Raw genomic sequence first — 19,981 nt, forward strand, 5'->3', positions numbered from 1 at the left:
TGCCTACCAGCGCATTTGCGCGTTACGCGTGCCGGTGGTGATCTTGATGGACTTTGTCTGACCCTTGTAACTGGCCTCGATATTGTAGCTGCCTTCGGGCGCACGTATGAGGCAGCGAGGGCCGCCGGCCTTGAAATTGGCCACGGGCTGGCCTTCCAATGTCATCTTTACGTCAACGTCGGACAGGTATTCGCCATCAGCCTGGGTGAACAGGATACTCATGTTGAAGTTCTTTTCCTGAGCCGCCAGTTTCGCGCGTTCATCCGCGGCAATGCCGCCACAGACGTAGCTGACGGGGCCCATGGTGCGAATCACCATCTCGTCGGCCGCAAATGCAGGACACAGTGCGGCCCCAATCGTCACGGCCATGCCCACCAGCGTTGCAGCGATGACGCGCCTGCGCCGCGTTACGCGGGCAGTTCGCGAGAACAGCGTTCTGCTGTTCGAGAGATACCGATTGAACGCTTCCTGCTTGTCCATCGACGCCTCCGTATTAACATGCGTACCCGGAAATCATAACCGGGCCATGTGGTCCTGGCTGTCAGCAAGACACCGACGCCGTTTGCGTTGCCACGCCCGGCAGCGTGCCGCCCGCGGTCTGGATGGCCAGAGCCGCGGGCTTGGCGTTGCAAGCTCCGATCCTACAGTACGTCAGCGGCGTGGTCGGCCAGGCGCGAGCGTTCCCCGCGTGCCAGCGTCACATGACCGCTGTGGCTCCAGCCCTTGAAGCGGTCCACCACGTACGTCAGGCCGGACGAACCTTCGGTAAGGTAAGGTGTGTCGATCTGCGCGATGTTGCCCAGGCAGACGATCTTCGTGCCAGGGCCCGCCCGCGTGACCAGTGTTTTCATCTGCTTCGGCGTCAGGTTCTGCGCCTCGTCGATGATCACGAACTTGTTCACGAAGGTGCGGCCGCGCATGAAGTTCATGCTCTTGACCTTGATGCGCGAACGGATCAACTCCTGCGTGGCGGCACGGCCCCACTCGCCTGCGCTGTCGTCGCTCTTCTGCAGTACCTCGAGGTTGTCGTCGAACGCGCCCATCCAGGGCTGCATCTTCTCTTCCTCGGTGCCGGGCAGGAATCCGATATCCTCGCCCACGGGCACGGTGGCGCGCGTGACGATGATCTCGTTGTAGAGTTTCTGGTCCAGCACCTGCTCGAGGCCGGCTGCAAGCGCCAGCAGCGTCTTGCCGGTGCCAGCCTGGCCGAGTAGCGTGACGAAGTCCACGTCCGCGCTCATCAGCAAGTTCAGCGCGAAGTTCTGCTCGCGATTGCGGGCTACCACGCTCCACACATTGTTCTTGTTGTGGGTGTAGTCCTTCAGCGTCTGCAGCAGGGCGGTCTTGCCGTTGATCTCCTTGACCTGCGCGTAGAGCGGCAGGCTGCCGTCCATCGGCTCCAGGTAGACGAACTGGTTGACCAGGAACGACGGCACCAGCGGCCCGGTCAGGCGATAGAACATCGTGCCGGATTTCGGATCCTGCCAGCTTTCCACGCCCTTGCCGTGCTTGGCCCAGAAATCGTTGGGCAACTGAAGCACGCCCGAGTAGAGCAGGTCCTTGTCTTCCAGGACCTGGTCGTTGAAGTAGTCCTCGGCGGGCAGGCCCAGGGCGCGCGCCTTGATGCGCATGTTGATGTCTTTCGACACCAGCACGACCTGGCGGTCCGGGTACTGCTGCTGCAGGGCGCTCACCACTGCAAGGATCTGGTTGTCCGCCTTGCCTTGCGGCAGGCCTTCCGGCAGCTTGATGTCGTTCAGGCGCGTCTGGAAGAACAGCTTGCCCTGGGCATCGCGATTGCCGAGCTTGGCCAGCGGCAGCCCTTCGTCGAGCACGCCGTCGGTACCTCCCACGAGCTGGTCCAACGTCCGGCTGACCGTGCGCGCGTTACGCGCGACTTCGCTCATGCCTTTCTTGTGGTTGTCCAGTTCCTCGAGCGTCATCATCGGCAGATAGATGTCATGCTCTTCGAAGCGGAACAGCGACGACGGATCGTGCATCAGCACGTTGGTGTCGAGGACGAACAGCTTGCTCGGGCCGGTGGCCTTGCGCGCGCGGCGCGTGGGGCTGGCGCCGGGCTGGACCAGGCTGACGGCTGGCGTCGGGGTCGGAGCCTTGGTCGATGCCGGGGCTTCGGTGGTCTTGGCCCGGGTGGTGCTGCCAGCGCGCGCGGTGGCAGGCGCATTGGTGTCGCCGGTCTCGAGCAATGCCACACGCTCGAGGGCCGGCACAGGTTTCTTACCCTGCGCGACTTTGGCCTTGGGCAGTGTGACCGGGGCGAATTCGCTCGGGTCCAGCAGTTGGGCAGGCTTGGCGGGCATGGTAGGCAGCGGCATGCTTGGCTTTCCTTTCAGGGGAACAGACGGGGGCGGAATGGCTGGCGCATCAACGCCAACGAACGGCAGAAAACCGGAAAACCGTAGAGTGAGGTTGAGGGGGTAGGCAAACAAAAAAGCCGCCAGACCTGGTGGACAGGGATGGCGGCTTGCTTGCGGACCCGCGACGCGGCAGGTCCGCTACCAGCCCGGGGACTGAGCCTGCTGGGCTGGACCGATACGGCAGCGTGGCAACTGGGATCTGAACGCATTACGACCCAATCTACCCGAACGATTCCGGTTTGGCAATCAGGCGAAAACGCATCGTTGCGTCACTGTTGCATCGCTGTCGCGAGGATGTCTCCGGTCACATCCCCTTGACGATCTCCAGCACTTCGTCCACGTGATTCGGTACCTTGATGCCGCGCATTTCGTGGCGCAGGACACCCTTGGCATCGAGGATGAACGTGCTGCGCTCGATGCCGCGCACGTCCTTGCCATACATCTTTTTCATCTTGATGACATCGAAGAGCTGGCAGATCGCCTCGTCGGCGTCCGAGATCAGTTCGAACGGCAACTCCAGCTTGGCCTTGAAGTTCTCGTGCGACTTCATGCTGTCGCGAGAGATGCCGTAAACCGCGGCGCCAGCCTTCTCGAAATCTTCGTACTGATCGCGGAAGTTCATCGCCTCCGTGGTGCAACCCGGCGTGTTGTCCTTCGGGTAGAAGTACAGCACCGTGGTCTTGCCGCGCTGGTCGGCAAGACGGAAGTCCCCACCGGTGGCGGGGGCCTGGAAGTCGGGAATGGCCTTGTTGAGACTGACGGTCATGCTGGTGGCTCTCCTGGGATGGCGTGCATCATCGGTGACGGCGGCAGCCCGATGTCGGCCTCGGGCTTTGCGGCCATGGCGAGTGCAGATTGGGGCAGTTCTACGGACTTCAAGCGTGGCGTAAACCGAACCCGGTGGGAATCCCCGGCCCCGGCCCCGGCCCCGGCGGTACGCGCTGGCACATCAGGTTGCCCGATGCCGAGCTCCGGCAAGTCAGGCAGCCGGCTCCACCAGCAGCACCGCCGCAACCTTGCGGCCCTCGGCCATGAGGATATTGTAGGTGCGGCATGCGGCCTGCAAGTCCATTGCATCCACGCCGATATGCAGGCGGGAGAGGGCGGCGGTCAGGCGCGGGTGGGGAAAGCGCAGCTTGCTGCCGGTGCCCAGCAGCACGACTTCGGGCGATTTTTTCAGCAAGGCTTCGAAATGGGCGGGTTCCAGGTCCTCGAAACGGCTGACCGGCCATGGCTCGACGTTGCCTTCGGGCATCACGAGCACCGCCGTTTCGTGCCGGATCGCATTGATTTCTATATAGCCGGGACCGTAGCCGGTCACGGTATTGAGGCTTTGGGGTTGGTCGGCGTGGAGTTTCAAGTGGGGCCTCATGCCGTCGGGATGTGTCCGGCGAGCCACCCGGTGCAGAAGGGTGGCCGTAGCAGGAGACTGGCGACGGGTTGGTGGCAGGATCGTGCGCGCGGGAGGGCAAAACGCTCGCCGCAATGCAAGAATCCGTGCCGAAGTCTGTCATAATCCGATATCTTATAGCTTTTGCCTCCAGGTCTGCCACGCCTCGCGAGCCTCATTGCGGACGCGCCGCCAGACGCGCAGGACAATCCAGAGATTCCCAGATTCCGCTGCCGCCAGAGACCGGCAGCTTGCCCTGACATCGCCAACACCGCCGTGAAACCCATCCAGAAATCGCACAAGCTCCAGAACGTTTGCTATGACATCCGCGGCCCGGTGCTGGAAAAGGCCAAGCAAATGGAGGAAGAGGGGCACAAGATTATCAAGCTGAACATCGGCAACCTGGCGGTGTTCGGCTTCGACGCGCCGGAGGAGATCCAGCAGGACATGATGCGCAACCTGCCCAATTCGGCGGGTTACTCGGATTCCAAGGGCATCTTCGCCGCGCGCAAGGCGATCATGCACTACACCCAGGAAAAGAAGATCCAGGGCGTGGGGCTGGATGACATCTATGTGGGCAACGGCGCGTCCGAGCTGATCGTGATGGCGATGAATGCGCTGCTCAACAGTGGCGACGAAATGCTGGTGCCGGCGCCCGACTACCCGCTGTGGACGGCCGCGGTGAGCTTGTCCGGCGGCACGCCGGTGCACTATGTGTGCGACGAGGCCAACGAGTGGATGCCGGATCTCGATGATATCCGCCGCAAGATCACCCCGAACACGCGCGGCATCGTCATCATCAACCCGAACAACCCCACCGGGGCGCTGTATTCGGACGAACTGCTGAAGGAGATCGTGGCCATCGCGCGCGAGCACGGCCTGATCATCTTCGCCGACGAGATCTACGACAAGGTCCTGTACGACGGCAATACGCATACGTCGATCGGCTCGCTGTCCACGGACGTCCTGACCGTGACCTTCAACGGCCTGTCGAAGAACTACCGTTCGTGCGGCTACCGCGCGGGCTGGATGGTGGTGTCGGGCGACAAGCGCCCCGCGCTCGACTATATCGAAGGGCTGAACATGCTCTCGTCGATGCGCCTGTGCGCCAATGTGCCGGGCCAGTGGGCGATCCAGACGGCGCTGGGCGGGTATCAGAGCATCAATGACCTCGTGACCGAAGGCGGCCGCCTGCGCCGCCAGCGCGATCTGGCCTACGAGCTGATTACCAAGATTCCGGGCGTTACATGCGTCAAGCCCAAGGCGGCGCTGTACCTGTTCCCGAAGCTCGACCTGTCCATGTACCCGATCCAGGACGATCAGGAGTTCATTTACGAACTGCTGCAGGAATCGAAGGTGCTGCTGGTGCAGGGTACTGGCTTCAACTGGGGCGCGCCGGACCATTTCCGGATTGTGTTCCTGCCACACGAGGAAGACCTGCGCGAGGCCATCACCCGCGTCGGCCGCTTCCTTGAAAGCTATCGCAAACGTCACGGTACGGCCTGAGCCGCCGGACGCCCCTATTTCAGAATCAAGCAAACCAGAGTCAGACATTCATGAATCCCATCAAAGTCGGCCTTCTCGGCATCGGTACCGTCGGTAGCGGCACGTTCAACGTGCTCAAGCGCAATCAGGAGGAAATTCGTCGCCGTGCAGGCCGCGGCATCGAGATTGCGGTGGTGGCTGACCTTAACACCGAGCGCGCCCGCGAGCTGACCGGTGGGGCGGTGGACGTCGTCAGCGATGCGAACGAAGTGGTGACGCGTCCGGACATCGACATCGTCATCGAGCTGATTGGCGGCTACGGCATCGCCCGCGAGCTGGTGCTCAAGGCGATCGAGAACGGCAAGCACGTGGTCACCGCCAACAAGGCGCTGCTGGCCGTGCATGGCAACGAGATTTTCGAAGCCGCGCGCAAGAAGGGCGTGATCGTCGCCTTCGAGGCGGCAGTGGCGGGTGGCATCCCCATCATCAAGGCGCTGCGCGAAGGCCTGACCGCGAACCGCATCCAGTGGATCGCCGGCATCATCAACGGCACGACGAACTTCATCCTGTCCGAGATGCGCGACAAGGGTCTGGATTTCGATACCGTGCTCAAGGAAGCGCAGCAACTGGGCTATGCCGAGGCCGATCCGACCTTCGATATCGAAGGCATCGACGCCGCGCACAAGGTCACGCTGATGAGCGCGATCGCATTCGGGATGCCGGTGCAGTTCGACCGCGCTCACGTGGAAGGCATCACCAAGCTGTCGGCCATCGATATCAAATACGCCGAGGAACTGGGTTATCGCATCAAGCTGCTCGGTATCACCCGTCGCCGCGAGGAAGGCGTGGAGCTGCGCGTGCACCCGACGCTGGTGCCGGCCTCGCGCCTGATCGCCAACGTGGAAGGCGCCATGAACGCCGTGCTGGTGCAGGGCGATGCCGTAGGCGCCACGCTGTACTACGGCAAGGGCGCCGGCGCCGAGCCGACCGCCTCGGCCGTGATTGCCGATCTGGTCGACGTGACCCGTCTGCACACCGCCGATCCGAACCACCGCGTACCGCACCTGGCATTCCAGCCGGACGAGCTGTCGAGCGTGCCCGTGCTGCCGATCGACGAAGTCACCAGTTCGTACTACCTGCGCATGCGTGTGTCGGACGAAACCGGCGTGCTGGCAGAGATCACGCGCATCCTGGCGGAAGCCGGCATCAGCATCGATGCGATGCTGCAGAAGGAATCGCGCGAAGGCGAGCCGCAGACCGACATCATCATCCTGACGCACCTGACGCGCGAGAAGCACGTCAATGCCGCGATTCGCAGCATCGAAGCGCTCCAGACCGTGCTGTCGCCGGTCACGCGCCTGCGCATGGAAGAACTGAACTGATAGCTGACAGACGGACCTGACTCGCCTCATGAATTACCAGTCGACGCGCGGCCATGACGTGCCGCAATCGTTCTCCGAGATCCTGCTCGGTGGCCTGGCGCCAGATGGCGGCTTGTACCTGCCCAAGCAGTACCCGCAGATCACGGCCGAGGAACTCGAAGCCTGGCGCAAGCTCCCGTACGCCGACCTGGCGTTCGAGGTGCTGTCGCGCTTCTGTGACGACATCCCCGCCGAGGACCTGCGCGCGCTGACGCGCAAGACCTACACGGCAGACGTGTACTGCAACGCGCGGGCCGGCGACAACACCGCCGACATTACGCCGTTGCGCACACTGGGCGAAGAAGGCGGCACGAAGCTGCAACTGCTGGGCCTGTCCAACGGCCCGACGCTGGCCTTCAAGGACATGGCGATGCAGTTGCTGGGCAACCTGTTCGAGTACGCGCTCAAGCGCGCGGGCCTGAAGCTGAACATCCTTGGCGCAACTTCCGGCGATACCGGCAGCGCAGCCGAGTACGCGATGCGCGGCAAGGAAGGCATTCGCGTGTTCATGCTGAGCCCGCACCGCAAGATGAGCGCGTTCCAGACCGCCCAGATGTTCAGCCTGCAGGACCCGAACATCTTCAATATCGCGATCGAAGGCGTGTTCGACGATGCTCAGGACATCGTCAAGGCCGTCTCGAACGATCATGCGTTCAAGGCGCGCCAGCGCATTGGCACCGTCAACTCGATCAACTGGGCCCGCGTGGTCGCCCAGGTGGTCTACTACTTCAAGGGCTGGCTGTTGGCGACCAGCGGTCCGGGACAGAAGGTGTCGTTCTGCGTGCCGTCGGGCAACTTCGGCAACGTCTGCGCCGGCCACATCGCGCGCATGATGGGCCTGCCGATCGACAAGCTCGTGGTGGCCACCAACGAAAACGACGTGCTGGACGAGTTCTTCCGCACCGGCACGTATCGCGTGCGGACCTCGGCCCAGACGTACCACACGTCGAGCCCGAGCATGGACATCTCGAAGGCATCGAACTTCGAGCGTTTCGTGTTCGATCTGCTGGGCCAGGATGCCGACAAGCTGGTGGCGCTGTTCCGCGACGTCGACACCAAGGGTGGCTTCGATCTGGCGGGCACGCCGGAATTCGCTCGCATCGGCCAGTTTGGCTTTGTTTCCGGCCGCAGCTCGCACCAGGACCGTCTGGCGACGATCCGCGACGTGAACCAGCGCTATGGCGTGACGATCGACACCCATACCGCCGACGGCGTGAAGGTGGCGCGTGAGTACCTGCAGCCGGGCGTGCCGATGGTGGTGCTGGAAACCGCGCTGCCGGCCAAGTTCGCCGACACAATCCACGAGGCTTTGGGCCATGAGCCGGAACGTCCGGCTGCGTTCGACGGTATCGAGAAGCTGCCGCAACGCTTCGAGGTGATGCCGGCCGACGCGGACAGCGTGAAGGCGTATATCGCCCAGCACACCGGTTTGTGATCGAAGGGCGAATAGCCCTTATCACAGCAGGATCGGCCGGTCCGGCGCCAACTCGCTACAATCGGGTTTGCCGGGCTCCGCTGCCACGGCCCCCAGGCTTCCCGGCCCGGGGGCTGTTTCATTTGGAGCCAACCTGAATCCCACACGCATCCCATGACCCAGACTGCTGCGCGCCCTCCGATGCTGACGATGGCCCAGGCGCTCGATGCCCTGATGGCCGGCGTTCGCCCGATCACCGATTCTGAAACTGTCGATACGCTGCAGGCCAACGGCCGGGTGCTGGCGGCCGGGGTCACCAGCGCGTTGCGCGTGCCGCCGGCCGATAACACGTCGATGGACGGCTACGTGATGCGTGCCGCCGATGTGCCGGCGCCGGGCACGCGGTTGCCAGTCTCGCAACGGATACCGGCGGGCCACGTGGGTACCGAACTGGCCCCGGGTACCGCCGCGCGCATCTTCACCGGCGGCCTGATTCCGCCCGGCGCCGATGCGGTGGTGATGCAGGAGCAGTGCCAGGCCGATGGCGACGCGGTGATCGTCAATCATGTACCGGCATCGGGCGAGTGGATTCGTCGTGCCGGCGAGGATATCGAGGCCGGCAGCGAGATCCTGCCCGCCGGTACGCGCCTGTCGCCGCAGGCGCTGGGCCTGGCCGCGTCGGTGGGGCAGGCGAAGCTCGACGTGGTCCGCCGCGTGCGCGTGGCCGTGTTCTTTACCGGCGACGAACTGGCGATGCCCGGCGAGCCGCTCAAGCCCGGTGCGATCTACAACTCGAACCGGTTCACGCTGCGCGGTCTGCTGGAGAACCTCGGCTGCGAAGTGGCTGACTTCGGAATCGTCCCGGACACGCTGGCAGCCACGCGCGATACGTTGCGCCGCGCTGCCGAGGGCAACGACCTGATCATCACGTCGGGCGGCGTATCGGTAGGCGAGGAAGACCATATCCGTCCGGCCGTCACGGCGGAAGGTCGGCTGGACCTCTGGCAGATCGCGATCAAGCCGGGCAAGCCGCTGGCCTTCGGGCAGGTGGCCAACGGCACCGAGCTGCCCGCGTTTTTCCTGGGCCTGCCGGGCAATCCCGTGTCGAGCTTCGTCACATTCCTGCTGTTCGTGCGCCCGTTCATCCTGCGTCTGCAGGGCGTCGCGGACGTGACGCCGCGTCGTCTGCCGCTGCGTGCGGATTTCGATCTGTCACGCGGCGATCGCCGCAACGAATTCCTGCGCGCGCGCATCAACGATGCTGGCGGCCTCGACTTGTTTCCGAACCAGAGTTCGGGCGTGCTGACGTCCACCGTGTGGGGCGATGGCCTGATCGACAATCCGCCGAACCAGACCATCCAGCGCGGCGACGTTGTGCAGTTCATTCCATTTGCCAGTTTGCTGGCCTGATCATGCAACTAGAACTCCGATACTTCGCCAGCGTGCGCGAACAGGTTGGGCAGGGCGCCGAACGCGCCGAGGTGCCCGCCGAGGTTCGCACGGTTGGCGACCTGCGCGCATGGCTGCGCGGACGCGGCGGCGCCTGGACCGAGGCTTTGGCCGATGGCCGCGCGCTGCGCATGGCCGTGGACCACGCCGTGGCACGTGCCGACACCCCGCTGGCCGACGGCTGCGAGGTGGCCTTTTTCCCTCCCGTGACCGGAGGCTGAGATGGCGGTGCGCGTTCAGCACGAGGATTTCGATCTCGGCGCGGAAGTGGCGGCGCTGCGCGCCGGCAATCCGGGCGTTGGGGCGGTGGCCAGCTTCATCGGAACGGTGCGCGATGTCAGCGAAGGCACGCGCGTCAGTACGATGGAGCTCGAGCACTATCCCGGCATGACCGAGAAGGCGCTGGAGACGATCGAGGCGGCGGCGCGCGGACGCTGGCCGCTGCTTGGCGTGACCATCGTGCATCGCGTGGGCCTGCTGCAGCCGCTGGACCAGATCGTGCTGGTTGCCGTGTCCTCGGCCCACCGTGGCGCCGCGTTTGCGGCGTGCGAGTTCATCATGGACTACCTGAAGTCCGAGGCACCTTTCTGGAAGAAGGAAGACACGCCGGAAGGCGCGCGCTGGGTCGACGCGCGGGTCTCGGACGATGCCGCGCTGCGCCGCTGGGGTATCGAATCGTTCAACGCGGATCCCGCCAATAACAAGGAAGAATGATGGGCCCGATGGGTTTCGTGGCGGTCGGCGTCGGTGCCGCCGTCGGCGCCTGGCTGCGCTGGTTTTTCTCGGTCACGTGGAACGCCATCAATCCGGCACTGCCGTATGGCACGCTGGCATCGAACCTGGTCGGGGGCTACCTGATCGGACTGGCCGTCGCGTTCTTCGAAACTCACCCATCTTTGCCGCCTGAGTGGCGCCTGCTGGCCGTCACGGGCTTTCTCGGCGGCCTGACCACGTTCTCGACGTTTTCGAGCGAAGTCATCGCCAATCTGATGGCCGGTGACTATCGCTGGGCCATGCTCCACCTCGCGATGCATCTGGGTGGATCGCTCCTGCTGACCGCGTTCGGCATCTGGTCGTACCGCGCGCTGGCCTGAGGCCGTGTCCCCTGGGCTCTGTACAGGCGCTTCGGGGTAGACCTTAGGTAACACTACGTACCGCAAGGCCGTGCTCCTGCGGCGCAAGACCGTATAACATTGCCGGGCCAGATCGCCGGGTGCGCGCAGCTTCGCATGAAGCCGCGCCTCCCAGCGCCTCACCATGGTCCGCGCCACTCCGCAATTCCCCCTGTTTCGCAGTTTGCAGTTGTCTCACCGAGTCCTGGACGGGATGGCGTTCGCGCCATCCCGCCGATAAAAACAAGGAGACATACCCATGCAGCAGCGCCACCTCTCGCAGTCCGCCCATTCGCACGGCCATGGCACCCGGCGTGCGCACCGCCGAAACACGATCGCCATCGCCGTTGCCACGCTTGCCGTTGCTGCGTGCGGCGGGTTCGGCACAAATGGGAGCGGCGGGAACGCCGGTCCCAACGTCAAGCCGGCATTCATATCCGGCCCCGTCGGGGTCAAATCCTACGACGGCAACACGGATGACCTGCTGACGGCGGGGCTGGGCAAGGACGGACTGGCGGCCGCAGCGCCGGCGTTTGCCAATCCGAACGCGCCGACGGCCGTGGAATTGCGCCGTAACGCGATCTGGGCCAACTACCGCGCGATCGTGGATGTCCAGGCCGCAGGCGGCTATGGTTCGCTCTACGGCCCCAACGTCGACGCCAAGGGGAATGTGACGACCGGCCAGGGCAAGGTCCCGGGTACCGAGTACATCGCATTTGCCGATGACGGCTCGGGCCGGCAAAACGTGACGGTCATGGCCCAGGTTCCGGATGGGTTCGATGTGAAGCATCCCTGCATCATTTCCGCCACTTCGTCCGGCTCGCGTGGTGTCTATGGCGGAATCGCCGTGGGCGAGTGGGGGCTCAAGCACAACTGCGCGGTGGCCTATACGGACAAGGGCACCGGCGCGGCGCCACATGACCTGGGCAGCGACACCGTGCCGCTGATCGACGGCACCCGGCAGACCCGGGCCGGCGCCGGCACGCAGGCCCAGTTCGCGGCACAGCCCGGTGCCTCTCAAACGCTGGCGGGCTTCAATGCCAACACCCCGCACCGGCTTGCGTTCAAGCACGCGCACTCGCAGCAGAATCCGGAGGCGAACTGGGGCGCTAACACCTTGCAGGCGATCCAGTTCACGCTGTGGGCGGTCAACGACAAGTTCGGCAGGACCAATACCGATGGCACGCGGCAGGCGACGTTCACGCCGTCCAATGTGCTGGTGATCGCGTCGGCCATCTCGAATGGCGGCGGGGCGGCCATTGCAGCGGCGGAACAGGACACCGGCGGGTTGATCGACGGCGTGGCCGTCGGGGAGCCGAATGTGAACTTGCCACCAACGGCAGGTGTGGTCGTCAAGCGCGGCGGCGTGCCGGTGGCGGCGTCGGGCAAGCATCTTTATGACTACACGACGATTGCCAACCTGTACCAGCTCTGCGCCAGCCAGGATGCCAAACTGGGCAATGCGCCATTCGCCAAAACGGCCGGACAGGCCGCGCTCAACCGATGCGCGTCACTGGCCGCCAAGAAGAAGATTGCCGGAGGCAGCACGTCCGCCCAGGCAACCTCCGCGCTGGATGCGTTGCACCGTGCCGGCTGGGAGCCAGAGTCGGATGACCTGTTTGCGTCGCTTTCGGCGCTGGAGGTCGGCAGTTCCATTTCGGTGACCTATGCCAATGCCTATGCGCGCGCCAGCGTGACGGACCGGCTCTGCCACTACAGCTTTTCCTCGCCGGGCAGCCCGCCGCAGGCCAATCCCGTCACGGCCCCGGCGGCCGCGCTGGCGGGGCTGTTCTCGACTGGCAACGGCATTCCGCCGACTACGGCGGTGACGCTGATGAACGATGCCAACCCGTCCGGGGCGATGCGTGACTTCGCGTCGATTTCGCCCTCGACCAAGTTGGCGGACGGTAATGTCGACGGCGCGCTCTGCCTGCGTGGCCTGCTGGACACCCGCAACCCGGCGCTGATGACCGGTATCGGCCAGACCTATCGCACGGGCAACCTTGGCGGCCGACCGTCGGTCATCGTGCAGGGCCGCAGCGACGGCCTGCTGCCGGTGAACCACACGTCGCGGCCATATCTCGGGCTGAACAAGCACGTCGAGGGCGCCAGCAGCCGGCTCTCGTACATCGAGGTGACCAACGGCCAGCATTTCGACGGGTTCATCGACGTGATTCCCGGGTATGCCAAGCGCTATATCCCCATGCACGTCTACGTGAACCGGGCGCTCGACGCGGTCTACGCCAACCTGCGCGACGGTACGCCGCTGCCGCCGTCGCAGGTGGTGCGCACCACGCCGCGCGGAGGTGCCGACACCGACACGGTCGGCCCCAGGATCCAGCCGTCGAACGTGCCGCCGATCGCTGCCACACCCGCGGCCGGCGACGCGATCACGGTCATCGGCTCGACCGTGGACGTGCCCAACTGAGACGTGGCCGCCAGGCCCGGCGATACGCGTTACCCGTCATGCACTTGGCCGAAATTTGGTCGATGTATGACGGGTGTGTCGCCGATGTCTTGAAATGTCATTCCCAAGCCCTATCTTTCGGAAGTAACGTGTCCGGCTGGGCATATGTGGCGGCAGCCGAAGCCGCCGCGGGCCTCGCATCAGGACACACTTTCCTAGAGAGAGAGGGCTCCTAATGCGAATTGACAAACTGACCACCCGGTTCCAGGAAGCGCTGGCAGAAGCGCAAAGTCTGGCGCTGGGTAATGACAATCAATACATCGAACCCCAGCATCTGCTGCGTGCATTGCTCGCGCAGGACGATGGGGCGGCTCGCACGCTGCTGTCGCGTGCTGGCGTGAACGTGGGCGGCCTGCAGAGCGCGCTCGATGCGGCGATCCATCGCCTGCCGCAGGTTCAGGGCACGAACGAGGTCCAGGTGGGCCGCGACCTGAACAACCTGCTGAATGCCACCGAAAAGGAAGCGATCAAGCGCAACGACCAGTTCATCGCCAGTGAACTGTTCCTGCTCGCCGTGTCTGACGACAAGGGCGAGACGGGGCGGATCGCCCGCGAGAACGGCTTGTCGCGCAAGTCGCTCGAGGCCGCGATCACGGCCGTGCGCGGCGGTGATACCGTCAATAGCGCCGACGCCGAGTCGCAGCGCGAGGCGCTCAAGAAGTACACGGTCGACCTGACCGAGCGAGCGCGTGCCGGCAAGCTGGACCCCGTGATTGGCCGCGACGACGAAATCCGCCGCGCGATCCAGATCCTGCAGCGCCGCACCAAGAACAACCCCGTGCTGATCGGTGAGCCCGGCGTGGGCAAGACCGCCATTGTCGAAGGGCTGGCACAGCGCATCGTCAACGGCGAAGTGCCGGAGACGCTCAAGAACAAGCGCGTGCTCGTGCTCGACATGGCCGGGCTGCTGGCCGGCGCCAAGTATCGCGGCGAGTTCGAGGAACGCCTGAAGGCCGTGCTCAACGACGTGGCCAAGGACGAAGGCCAGACCATCGTCTTCATCGACGAGATTCACACGATGGTGGGCGCGGGCAAGGCCGAAGGTGCGATCGACGCGGGCAACATGCTCAAGCCGGCGCTGGCGCGCGGCGAACTGCATTGCATCGGCGCGACCACGCTGAACGAATACCGCAAGTACATCGAGAAGGATGCCGCGCTGGAGCGCCGCTTCCAGAAGGTGCTTGTGGATGAGCCCAGCGTCGAGGCAACGATCGCCATTCTGCGTGGCCTGCAGGAGAAGTACGAACTGCACCACAAGGTGGAGATCACCGACCCGGCCATCGTGGCCGCGGCCGAGCTGTCGCACCGCTACATCACCGACCGGTTCCTGCCGGACAAGGCCATCGACCTGATCGACGAGGCTGCCGCGCGGATCAAGATGGAAATCGACTCGAAGCCCGAGGCGATGGACAAGCTTGAGCGTCGCACGATCCAGCTCAAGATCGAGCGTGAGGCGGTCAAGAAGGAAACCGACGAGGCATCGCGCAAGCGTCTGGAACTGATCGAGCAGGAAATCATCCGGCTCGAGAAGGAATACGCTGACCTGGATGAGATCTGGCGCGCCGAGAAGGGCGCCGCCCAGGGTGCGGCCGCGCTGAAGGAGGAGATCGAGAAGATCAAGCTCGATATCACCCGACTGCAGCGCGAAGGCAAGCTCGACAAGGTGGCTGAACTCCAGTATGGCAAGCTGCCGGAACTCGAGGGCAAGCTGCAGGCGGCAACCAAGGCCGAGGCCAGCGAGCAGAAGCAGCAGAACAAGCTGCTGCGCACGCAGGTCGGCGCCGAGGAAATCGCCGAGGTCGTCAGCCGTGCCACGGGTATTCCGGTGGCCAAGATGATGCAGGGCGAGCGCGAGAAACTGCTCAAGATGGAAGATCGCCTGCACCAGCGTGTGGTGGGTCAGGACGAGGCCGTGCGGCTGGTGTCCGATGCGATCCGCCGTTCGCGTGCCGGTCTGTCGGACGAGAACAAGCCGTATGGCTCGTTCCTGTTCCTTGGGCCGACGGGCGTGGGCAAGACCGAGTTGTGCAAGGCGCTGTCCGAGTTCCTGTTCGATTCGGAGGAACACCTGATCCGCATCGACATGAGCGAGTTCATGGAGAAGCACAGCGTGAGCCGGCTGATCGGCGCGCCTCCGGGCTACGTGGGCTATGACGAAGGCGGTTACCTGACCGAGGCGGTGCGTCGCAAGCCGTACGCGGTGATCCTGCTCGACGAAGTCGAGAAGGCGCACCCGGACGTGTTCAACGTGCTGCTGCAGGTGCTGGACGATGGTCGTCTGACCGACGGCCAGGGCCGTACCGTCGACTTCAAGAACACGGTGATCGTGATGACGTCGAACCTGGGCTCGCACATCATCCAGTCGATGGCGGGCGAACCGCAGGAGGCGGTGAAGGGCGCGGTATGGCAGGAGGTGCGCACGCATTTCCGGCCCGAGTTCCTGAACCGGATCGACGAAGTCGTGGTGTTCCATGCGCTCGACCAGAAGAACATCGAGTCGATCGCCAAGATCCAGCTCAAGCGCCTGCAGGTCCGTCTGGCCCGCATGGACATGACGCTGGACGTGAGCGACCGCGCGCTGGAGAAGATCGCCAGCGCGGGCTACGACCCGGTGTTCGGAGCCCGGCCGCTCAAGCGCGCGATCCAGCAGCAGATCGAGAATCCGGTGGCCAAGGCCATCCTGGAAGGCCGGTTTGCCGCGAAGGATGTCGTGCCGGTGGACTACGTGGACGGCGAGTTCACGTTCGGGCGAATGGTGCATTGAGACGCGCCGGCTGCATCGGCCAATCTCCAGCCCGGGTAGTCTGGCCGGGTTGATCAAGGGACCTCTGCGGAGGTCCCTTTTTTTCGCCACAATGGTGGCTCCTTGCAGTTTTCCTCCCACTTCAGGAGCAATCCCATGGCTCGCGGCGAGCACAAGTACCAGACGACGGTCGAATGGACCGGCAACCACGGCACCGGAACGTCGGGATACCGCGCTTACGGACGCGAACACGTGATCTGGTCCGGCAACAAGCCCGAGATTCCGGGTTCCTCCGATCCAGCGTTCCTGGGCGACCCCAGCCGCTGGAATCCTGAGGAACTGCTGCTGGCATCGGTGTCGGCCTGCCACAAGCTCTGGTACCTGCACCTGTGCGCCGACGCCGGCATCGCCGTGCTGGCTTATGTCGATCAGGCCGAAGGCACGATGACGGACAGAACCTCTCTGGCCAAATTCACCGAGATCGTGCTGCGCCCACAGGTCACCATTCGCGCCGGTGATGACGCGGCCAAGGCTGAACACCTGCATCACGTGGCACACGAGAAGTGCTACATCGCCAATTCCGTCAATTTTCCGATCCTGTGCGAACCCGTCATCGTTTCGGGCTGATTCTCGCAGGCGGGCTGCTCGTCGGGGGCTGCTCTAGCGTTGCGCCGCCATCGGCGCCACCTACGCCACCTACGTCGATACGCGCCGAAGGCGCCTGCCAGGTGCTTGCCGATGATGGCGGCACCGTGGTGGTCGGCTCGAACCTGCCGGGCGATCCTGCCGCGCCGGAGCCCGCCAGCGGCTACCGCAAGGGAATGCAGCCGATCCATGCCCGGTCGTATATGGTGTCGACCTCGAACGCGTACGCCAGTGCGGCGGGTTGCGCGGTGCTCAGTCGGGGCGGCACCGCCGCGGACGCCGCTGTGGCGGTGCAGGCGGTGCTGGGGCTCACGGTGCCGGAGGCCACCGGACTGGGTTCAGGCGGCTTCCTGCTCTATTTCGACGCCACCACGCGGACCGTGCAGGCCTACGACGGCCGGGAGACTGCGCCGGCATCGGCTGGCGCGAACTATCTGCTTCACATCGACGATGCCAGGGACCGGCGTTCGCCAAAGCCCGATCTTCGATCCAGCGGCCGCTCCATTGGCACGCCCGGCGTGCCCCGACTGATCGAGCGCGTACAGCGGGAGCATGGCAAGCTGCCCTGGCCGGGGCTGTTCGACGACGCCGTGACACTGGCGACGAACGGCTTCCCAATCGGCGGGCGACTGGCGCAGGCGATTGCCACGAATGCCAATGGCCTCAAGCGCGATGCCGAGGCGCGCGCGTATTTTCTCGATCCCGATGGCAAGCCGAAGGCAATCGGTACGGTTCTCAGGAATCCCGCCTACGCGCGGACGCTGCAGGCCCTGGCGAGCCAGGGTGCCGATGCGTTCTATACGGGGCCGATCGCGGAAGGCATCGTGGCGTCGATCGCGGCCACGACGGGCGCCGATGGCCGGCCCATCACGCCAGGCAAGACGACGTTGGCCGATCTGGCGGCTTACACGGTGAAGCGGCACGAACCGGTCTGCATGGCCTACCGCAGGTTCTGGATCTGCGGTGCGCCGCCACCCGCCGGCGGTATCACTGTGGCATCCGTGATGGGGATTCTGGAGAACTTCGATCTGGCCGAACTCGGACCGACCGCCGTCGACGGGGAGGGCGGCAAGCCATCCGTACAGAGTGTGCACCTCGTCAGCGAGGCCGAGCGGCTGGCCTATGCGGATCGTGACAAGTACGTGGCCGATCCCGATTTCGTGCCGCTGCCGGGTGGTAGCGCGGATGCGCTGCTGGGCAAACGATACCTGCGTGGACGAGCGGCGCTGATCGATCGGCATCGCTCCATGGGCACCGCCGTGGCCGGTAACCTGGGCGGCGCGCTGCTGGGCGTTGTGCCGCAGGCGGAACATGGAACGAACCATTTTTCGATCGTCGACGCGCAGGGGAATGCGGTCAGCGCCACCACATCGGTCGAAGCCAGCATGGGGTCGTTTCATATGACCCACGGATTCCTGCTCAACAACCAGTTGACCGATTTTAGCGCGACGCCGGTGGACGCCAGAGGCCAGCCCGTCGCCAATCGTGTGGAGCCGGGCAAGCGTCCGCGCAGCTCGATGGCGCCGACGCTGGTATTCCGCAAGGGCGCGGATGGCTCGATCGGAGATTTCCTGATGGCGACCGGTTCGCCGGGCGGCGGGGCGATACCGCAGTACGTGGTAAAGACGCTGCTCGGGGTGCTCGACTGGGGGCTCGACGCGCAGCAGTCGGCCGGTCTGGTCGACTTCGGCGCCAGTAACAGCCCAGTCACGACGCTCGGCGGCGAGCATCCACATATCAACACGACCAACGACGGCGCCAGCGACTCGCTGGTCCAGGGACTCAGGGCACTTGGCCATCGCATTTCGCTACGGGCCCAGCCAAGTGGCGTGAACACGATACTGCGTCCCCGGACAGGGGGTGACGACCGGCTGGAAGGCGGTACCGATCCACGGCGCGAGGGTGTGGTGCTGGGCGACACCGTCAGGCCTTGAAGCGGGCGGGAAGGAGGGGGATTGTACGAATCTGTGACACCAGCTTCGCCATTGTCTGGCGCTTGACTTGCGTCAAGCCGAGGGGGCGATTCGGTGGCTACTATTCAAACCGTCATGGAGATGCGGGGGCGCTCTTCATGACTTGTCTACCCGTTTCCGGAATGGAAACTTAACCCGCTGCACCTCCCGGTGCCGCGGGTTTTTTCTTTTTGCGGGCCGGCGTTTGTGACCCCGTTTTTTGGTCTTGGTCTTTGCCCTGTCCGTGGCCCCGCTTTCACGGGGCTGAATCAGGCGACGCGCAGGCTATCCACCACCTTGTGCAGGAAGGTCTCGCACGCGGCAAGCTGATCCAGCGAGACGAACTCGTCGGGCTTGTGCGCCTGCTGGATATCGCCGGGGCCGCACACCACGGCCGGAATGCCCGCGCGCTGGAACAGGCCAGCCTCGGTGCCGTAGGCCACCTTGTTGGTATCGCGGTCGGCGGTCAGCGCGCGGACGAGCTGGGTGATGGCATCGGTCTCGGCGGCATCGAGCGAAGGCGCGGCAGCGATCTTGCTGATGGCCATGCCGGCATCCGGATGCTCGTTGCGCATCTTCGGCAACAGCACATCGTTCGCGTAGGCCTGGATGCGCGCCAGGATCGCTTCCGGATCCACGCCAGGAAGATTCCGGAACTCGAAGACGAATTCGCACTCGGCTGGAATGGTGTTCAGCGCGATGCCGCCCTGGATCGTGCCGGTCGAAGCGGTCGTAAACGGCACGTCGAAGGCCCGGTCGTAGGGGCCATTGGCCTTGAACTCGTCGGCAATATCGCGAATGAAACAGATCAGGCGCGCGGCGTACTCAATCGCATTGACGCCCTTCGGGGTCAGCGACGAGTGCGCCGCCTGGCCCTTTACGCAGCACCGGTAGGCATTGATGCCCTTGTGCGCCACGATCACGCGCATGCTGGTCGGCTCGCCGACGATGCAGCCCGCCGGGCGTATGCCACGGTCGCGCAGTTCGGCCAGCAGGTACGGCGCGCCCATGCAGCCGATCTCTTCGTCGAACGACAGCGCGTAGTGCACCGGCTCGCGCAGCCTGGCATCAAGGATGGTCGGCAGCAGCGCCAGACTCGTGCCGATGAACCCCTTCATGTCACAGGTGCCGCGACCGTAGAGCTTGCCGTCGCGCACCACCGGCTTGAACGGGTCGGTGGTCCAGTTCTGCCCGTCGACGGGCACCACGTCCGTGTGCCCGGACAGCACGATGCCACCATTGGTGGCGCCATCGGCTGCCGGAATCGTCACGAACAGGTTGGCCTTGTCACCCTGCGGGTTGTAGCTCAGATGCGGGCGCAGGCCCTTGGCCAGGAAGTGGTCGCGCACGGACTCGATCAGGCCCAGATTCGAATGGCGGGAAGTGGTATCCATCGATACCAGGCGCTCGGTCCATTCGAGCGCGCTGCCACGCGCGGGGGCATTGGTGGCGGCGGATCGGTTGTCGGGTTGGGCTGGCATGGGGCGTTGGAACGTCTGATTCATTGGGGGTTTGATCGTACACC

16 protein-coding genes are annotated in these 19,981 nt (G+C 64.6%); 11 read left to right on the forward strand and 5 right to left on the reverse strand.

Going from position 1 to position 19,981, the window contains the following annotated elements:
- Window positions 1–3: 3 nt before the first annotated feature.
- From RN01_RS14335 to RN01_RS14350, 4 genes are all read right to left on the reverse strand, one after another.
- On the reverse strand, window positions 4–480 hold the full coding sequence (locus tag RN01_RS14335) for a hypothetical protein (RefSeq protein ID WP_017514379.1): 477 nt from the start codon (window positions 478–480) through the stop codon (window positions 4–6).
- Between the two features lie 161 nt (window positions 481–641).
- A complete protein-coding gene (locus RN01_RS14340; RefSeq protein WP_017514380.1) occupies window positions 642–2,336 on the reverse strand; it encodes a PhoH family protein in 1,695 nt (564 codons plus the stop codon).
- Between the two features lie 346 nt (window positions 2,337–2,682).
- Complete coding sequence (locus RN01_RS14345) at window positions 2,683–3,144, reverse strand: peroxiredoxin (protein ID WP_008650681.1); 462 nt, start codon at window positions 3,142–3,144, stop codon at window positions 2,683–2,685.
- A 213-nt stretch (window positions 3,145–3,357) separates the two neighbouring features.
- Complete coding sequence (locus RN01_RS14350; RefSeq protein ID WP_017514771.1) at window positions 3,358–3,738, reverse strand: Mth938-like domain-containing protein; 381 nt, start codon at window positions 3,736–3,738, stop codon at window positions 3,358–3,360.
- Between the two features lie 306 nt (window positions 3,739–4,044).
- Here RN01_RS14350 and RN01_RS14355 point away from each other — a divergent pair, with 306 nt between their 5' ends.
- From RN01_RS14355 to RN01_RS14405, 11 genes are all read left to right on the forward strand, one after another.
- Entirely contained in the window at window positions 4,045–5,274 is a 1,230-nt protein-coding gene (locus RN01_RS14355) for a pyridoxal phosphate-dependent aminotransferase (protein WP_008650683.1), read from the forward strand.
- Between the two features lie 50 nt (window positions 5,275–5,324).
- Complete coding sequence (locus tag RN01_RS14360) at window positions 5,325–6,635, forward strand: homoserine dehydrogenase (RefSeq protein WP_017514770.1); 1,311 nt, start codon at window positions 5,325–5,327, stop codon at window positions 6,633–6,635.
- 28 nt (window positions 6,636–6,663) lie between these two features.
- Entirely contained in the window at window positions 6,664–8,109 is a 1,446-nt protein-coding gene (gene thrC / locus RN01_RS14365; protein ID WP_024570456.1) for a threonine synthase, read from the forward strand.
- Between the two features lie 153 nt (window positions 8,110–8,262).
- Window positions 8,263–9,498 carry a gephyrin-like molybdotransferase Glp gene (gene glp / locus RN01_RS14370; RefSeq protein ID WP_029700435.1) on the forward strand — a complete coding sequence of 412 codons (1,236 nt, stop codon included), beginning with the start codon at window positions 8,263–8,265 and terminating at the stop codon, window positions 9,496–9,498.
- Window positions 9,499–9,500: 2 nt separating this feature from the next.
- A complete protein-coding gene (gene moaD / locus RN01_RS14375) occupies window positions 9,501–9,758 on the forward strand; it encodes a molybdopterin converting factor subunit 1 (RefSeq protein WP_011516687.1) in 258 nt (85 codons plus the stop codon).
- Window position 9,759: 1 nt separating this feature from the next.
- Window positions 9,760–10,251: a molybdopterin synthase catalytic subunit MoaE gene (gene moaE / locus RN01_RS14380; protein ID WP_017514548.1), complete on the forward strand. Its 492-nt coding sequence runs from the start codon at window positions 9,760–9,762 to the stop codon at window positions 10,249–10,251.
- Window positions 10,251–10,631, forward strand: a complete 381-nt coding sequence (gene crcB / locus RN01_RS14385) for a fluoride efflux transporter CrcB (RefSeq protein WP_008645434.1) — start codon at window positions 10,251–10,253, stop codon at window positions 10,629–10,631. Before moaE ends, crcB begins: the two co-directional genes overlap by 1 nt.
- Before the next feature lie 277 nt (window positions 10,632–10,908).
- Window positions 10,909–13,077, forward strand: coding sequence for a D-(-)-3-hydroxybutyrate oligomer hydrolase (locus RN01_RS14390; protein ID WP_024570458.1), 2,169 nt, complete (start codon window positions 10,909–10,911; stop codon window positions 13,075–13,077).
- Between the two features lie 214 nt (window positions 13,078–13,291).
- Window positions 13,292–15,880: an ATP-dependent chaperone ClpB gene (gene clpB / locus RN01_RS14395; RefSeq protein ID WP_024570459.1), complete on the forward strand. Its 2,589-nt coding sequence runs from the start codon at window positions 13,292–13,294 to the stop codon at window positions 15,878–15,880.
- Between the two features lie 135 nt (window positions 15,881–16,015).
- Window positions 16,016–16,486, forward strand: coding sequence for an OsmC family protein (locus RN01_RS14400; protein WP_017515360.1), 471 nt, complete (start codon window positions 16,016–16,018; stop codon window positions 16,484–16,486).
- Window positions 16,487–16,587: 101 nt separating this feature from the next.
- Entirely contained in the window at window positions 16,588–18,438 is a 1,851-nt protein-coding gene (locus RN01_RS14405; protein WP_024570460.1) for a gamma-glutamyltransferase family protein, read from the forward strand.
- Window positions 18,439–18,725: 287 nt separating this feature from the next.
- Here the strand turns inward: RN01_RS14405 and argE are convergent, their stop codons facing one another.
- Window positions 18,726–19,937 (reverse strand): acetylornithine deacetylase, encoded by a 1,212-nt coding sequence (gene argE, locus RN01_RS14410; RefSeq protein WP_024570461.1) that lies wholly within the window; start codon window positions 19,935–19,937, stop codon window positions 18,726–18,728.
- Window positions 19,938–19,981 lie beyond the last annotated feature (44 nt).

Origin of the sequence: Cupriavidus sp. SHE (assembly GCF_000812445.1) — a bacterium.
Classification (GTDB): Bacteria; Pseudomonadota; Gammaproteobacteria; order Burkholderiales; family Burkholderiaceae; genus Cupriavidus; species Cupriavidus metallidurans.

What these genes read in the sequence shown, in the direction of transcription:
- moaE (WP_017514548.1), top strand. Translation starts at nt 9,760, where the DNA reads ATGGCGGTGCGCGTTCAGCACGAGGATTTCGATCTCGGCGCGGAAGTG.
- RN01_RS14360 (WP_017514770.1), top strand. Translation starts at nt 5,325, where the DNA reads ATGAATCCCATCAAAGTCGGCCTTCTCGGCATCGGTACCGTCGGTAGC.
- RN01_RS14390 (WP_024570458.1), top strand. Translation starts at nt 10,909, where the DNA reads ATGCAGCAGCGCCACCTCTCGCAGTCCGCCCATTCGCACGGCCATGGC.
- thrC (WP_024570456.1), top strand. Translation starts at nt 6,664, where the DNA reads ATGAATTACCAGTCGACGCGCGGCCATGACGTGCCGCAATCGTTCTCC.
- crcB (WP_008645434.1), top strand. Translation starts at nt 10,251, where the DNA reads ATGGGCCCGATGGGTTTCGTGGCGGTCGGCGTCGGTGCCGCCGTCGGC.
- glp (WP_029700435.1), top strand. Translation starts at nt 8,263, where the DNA reads ATGACCCAGACTGCTGCGCGCCCTCCGATGCTGACGATGGCCCAGGCG.
- RN01_RS14340 (WP_017514380.1), bottom strand. Translation starts at nt 2,336, where the DNA reads ATGCCGCTGCCTACCATGCCCGCCAAGCCTGCCCAACTGCTGGACCCG.
- RN01_RS14345 (WP_008650681.1), bottom strand. Translation starts at nt 3,144, where the DNA reads ATGACCGTCAGTCTCAACAAGGCCATTCCCGACTTCCAGGCCCCCGCC.
- RN01_RS14400 (WP_017515360.1), top strand. Translation starts at nt 16,016, where the DNA reads ATGGCTCGCGGCGAGCACAAGTACCAGACGACGGTCGAATGGACCGGC.
- moaD (WP_011516687.1), top strand. Translation starts at nt 9,501, where the DNA reads ATGCAACTAGAACTCCGATACTTCGCCAGCGTGCGCGAACAGGTTGGG.
- RN01_RS14335 (WP_017514379.1), bottom strand. Translation starts at nt 480, where the DNA reads ATGGACAAGCAGGAAGCGTTCAATCGGTATCTCTCGAACAGCAGAACG.
- argE (WP_024570461.1), bottom strand. Translation starts at nt 19,937, where the DNA reads ATGCCAGCCCAACCCGACAACCGATCCGCCGCCACCAATGCCCCCGCG.
- clpB (WP_024570459.1), top strand. Translation starts at nt 13,292, where the DNA reads ATGCGAATTGACAAACTGACCACCCGGTTCCAGGAAGCGCTGGCAGAA.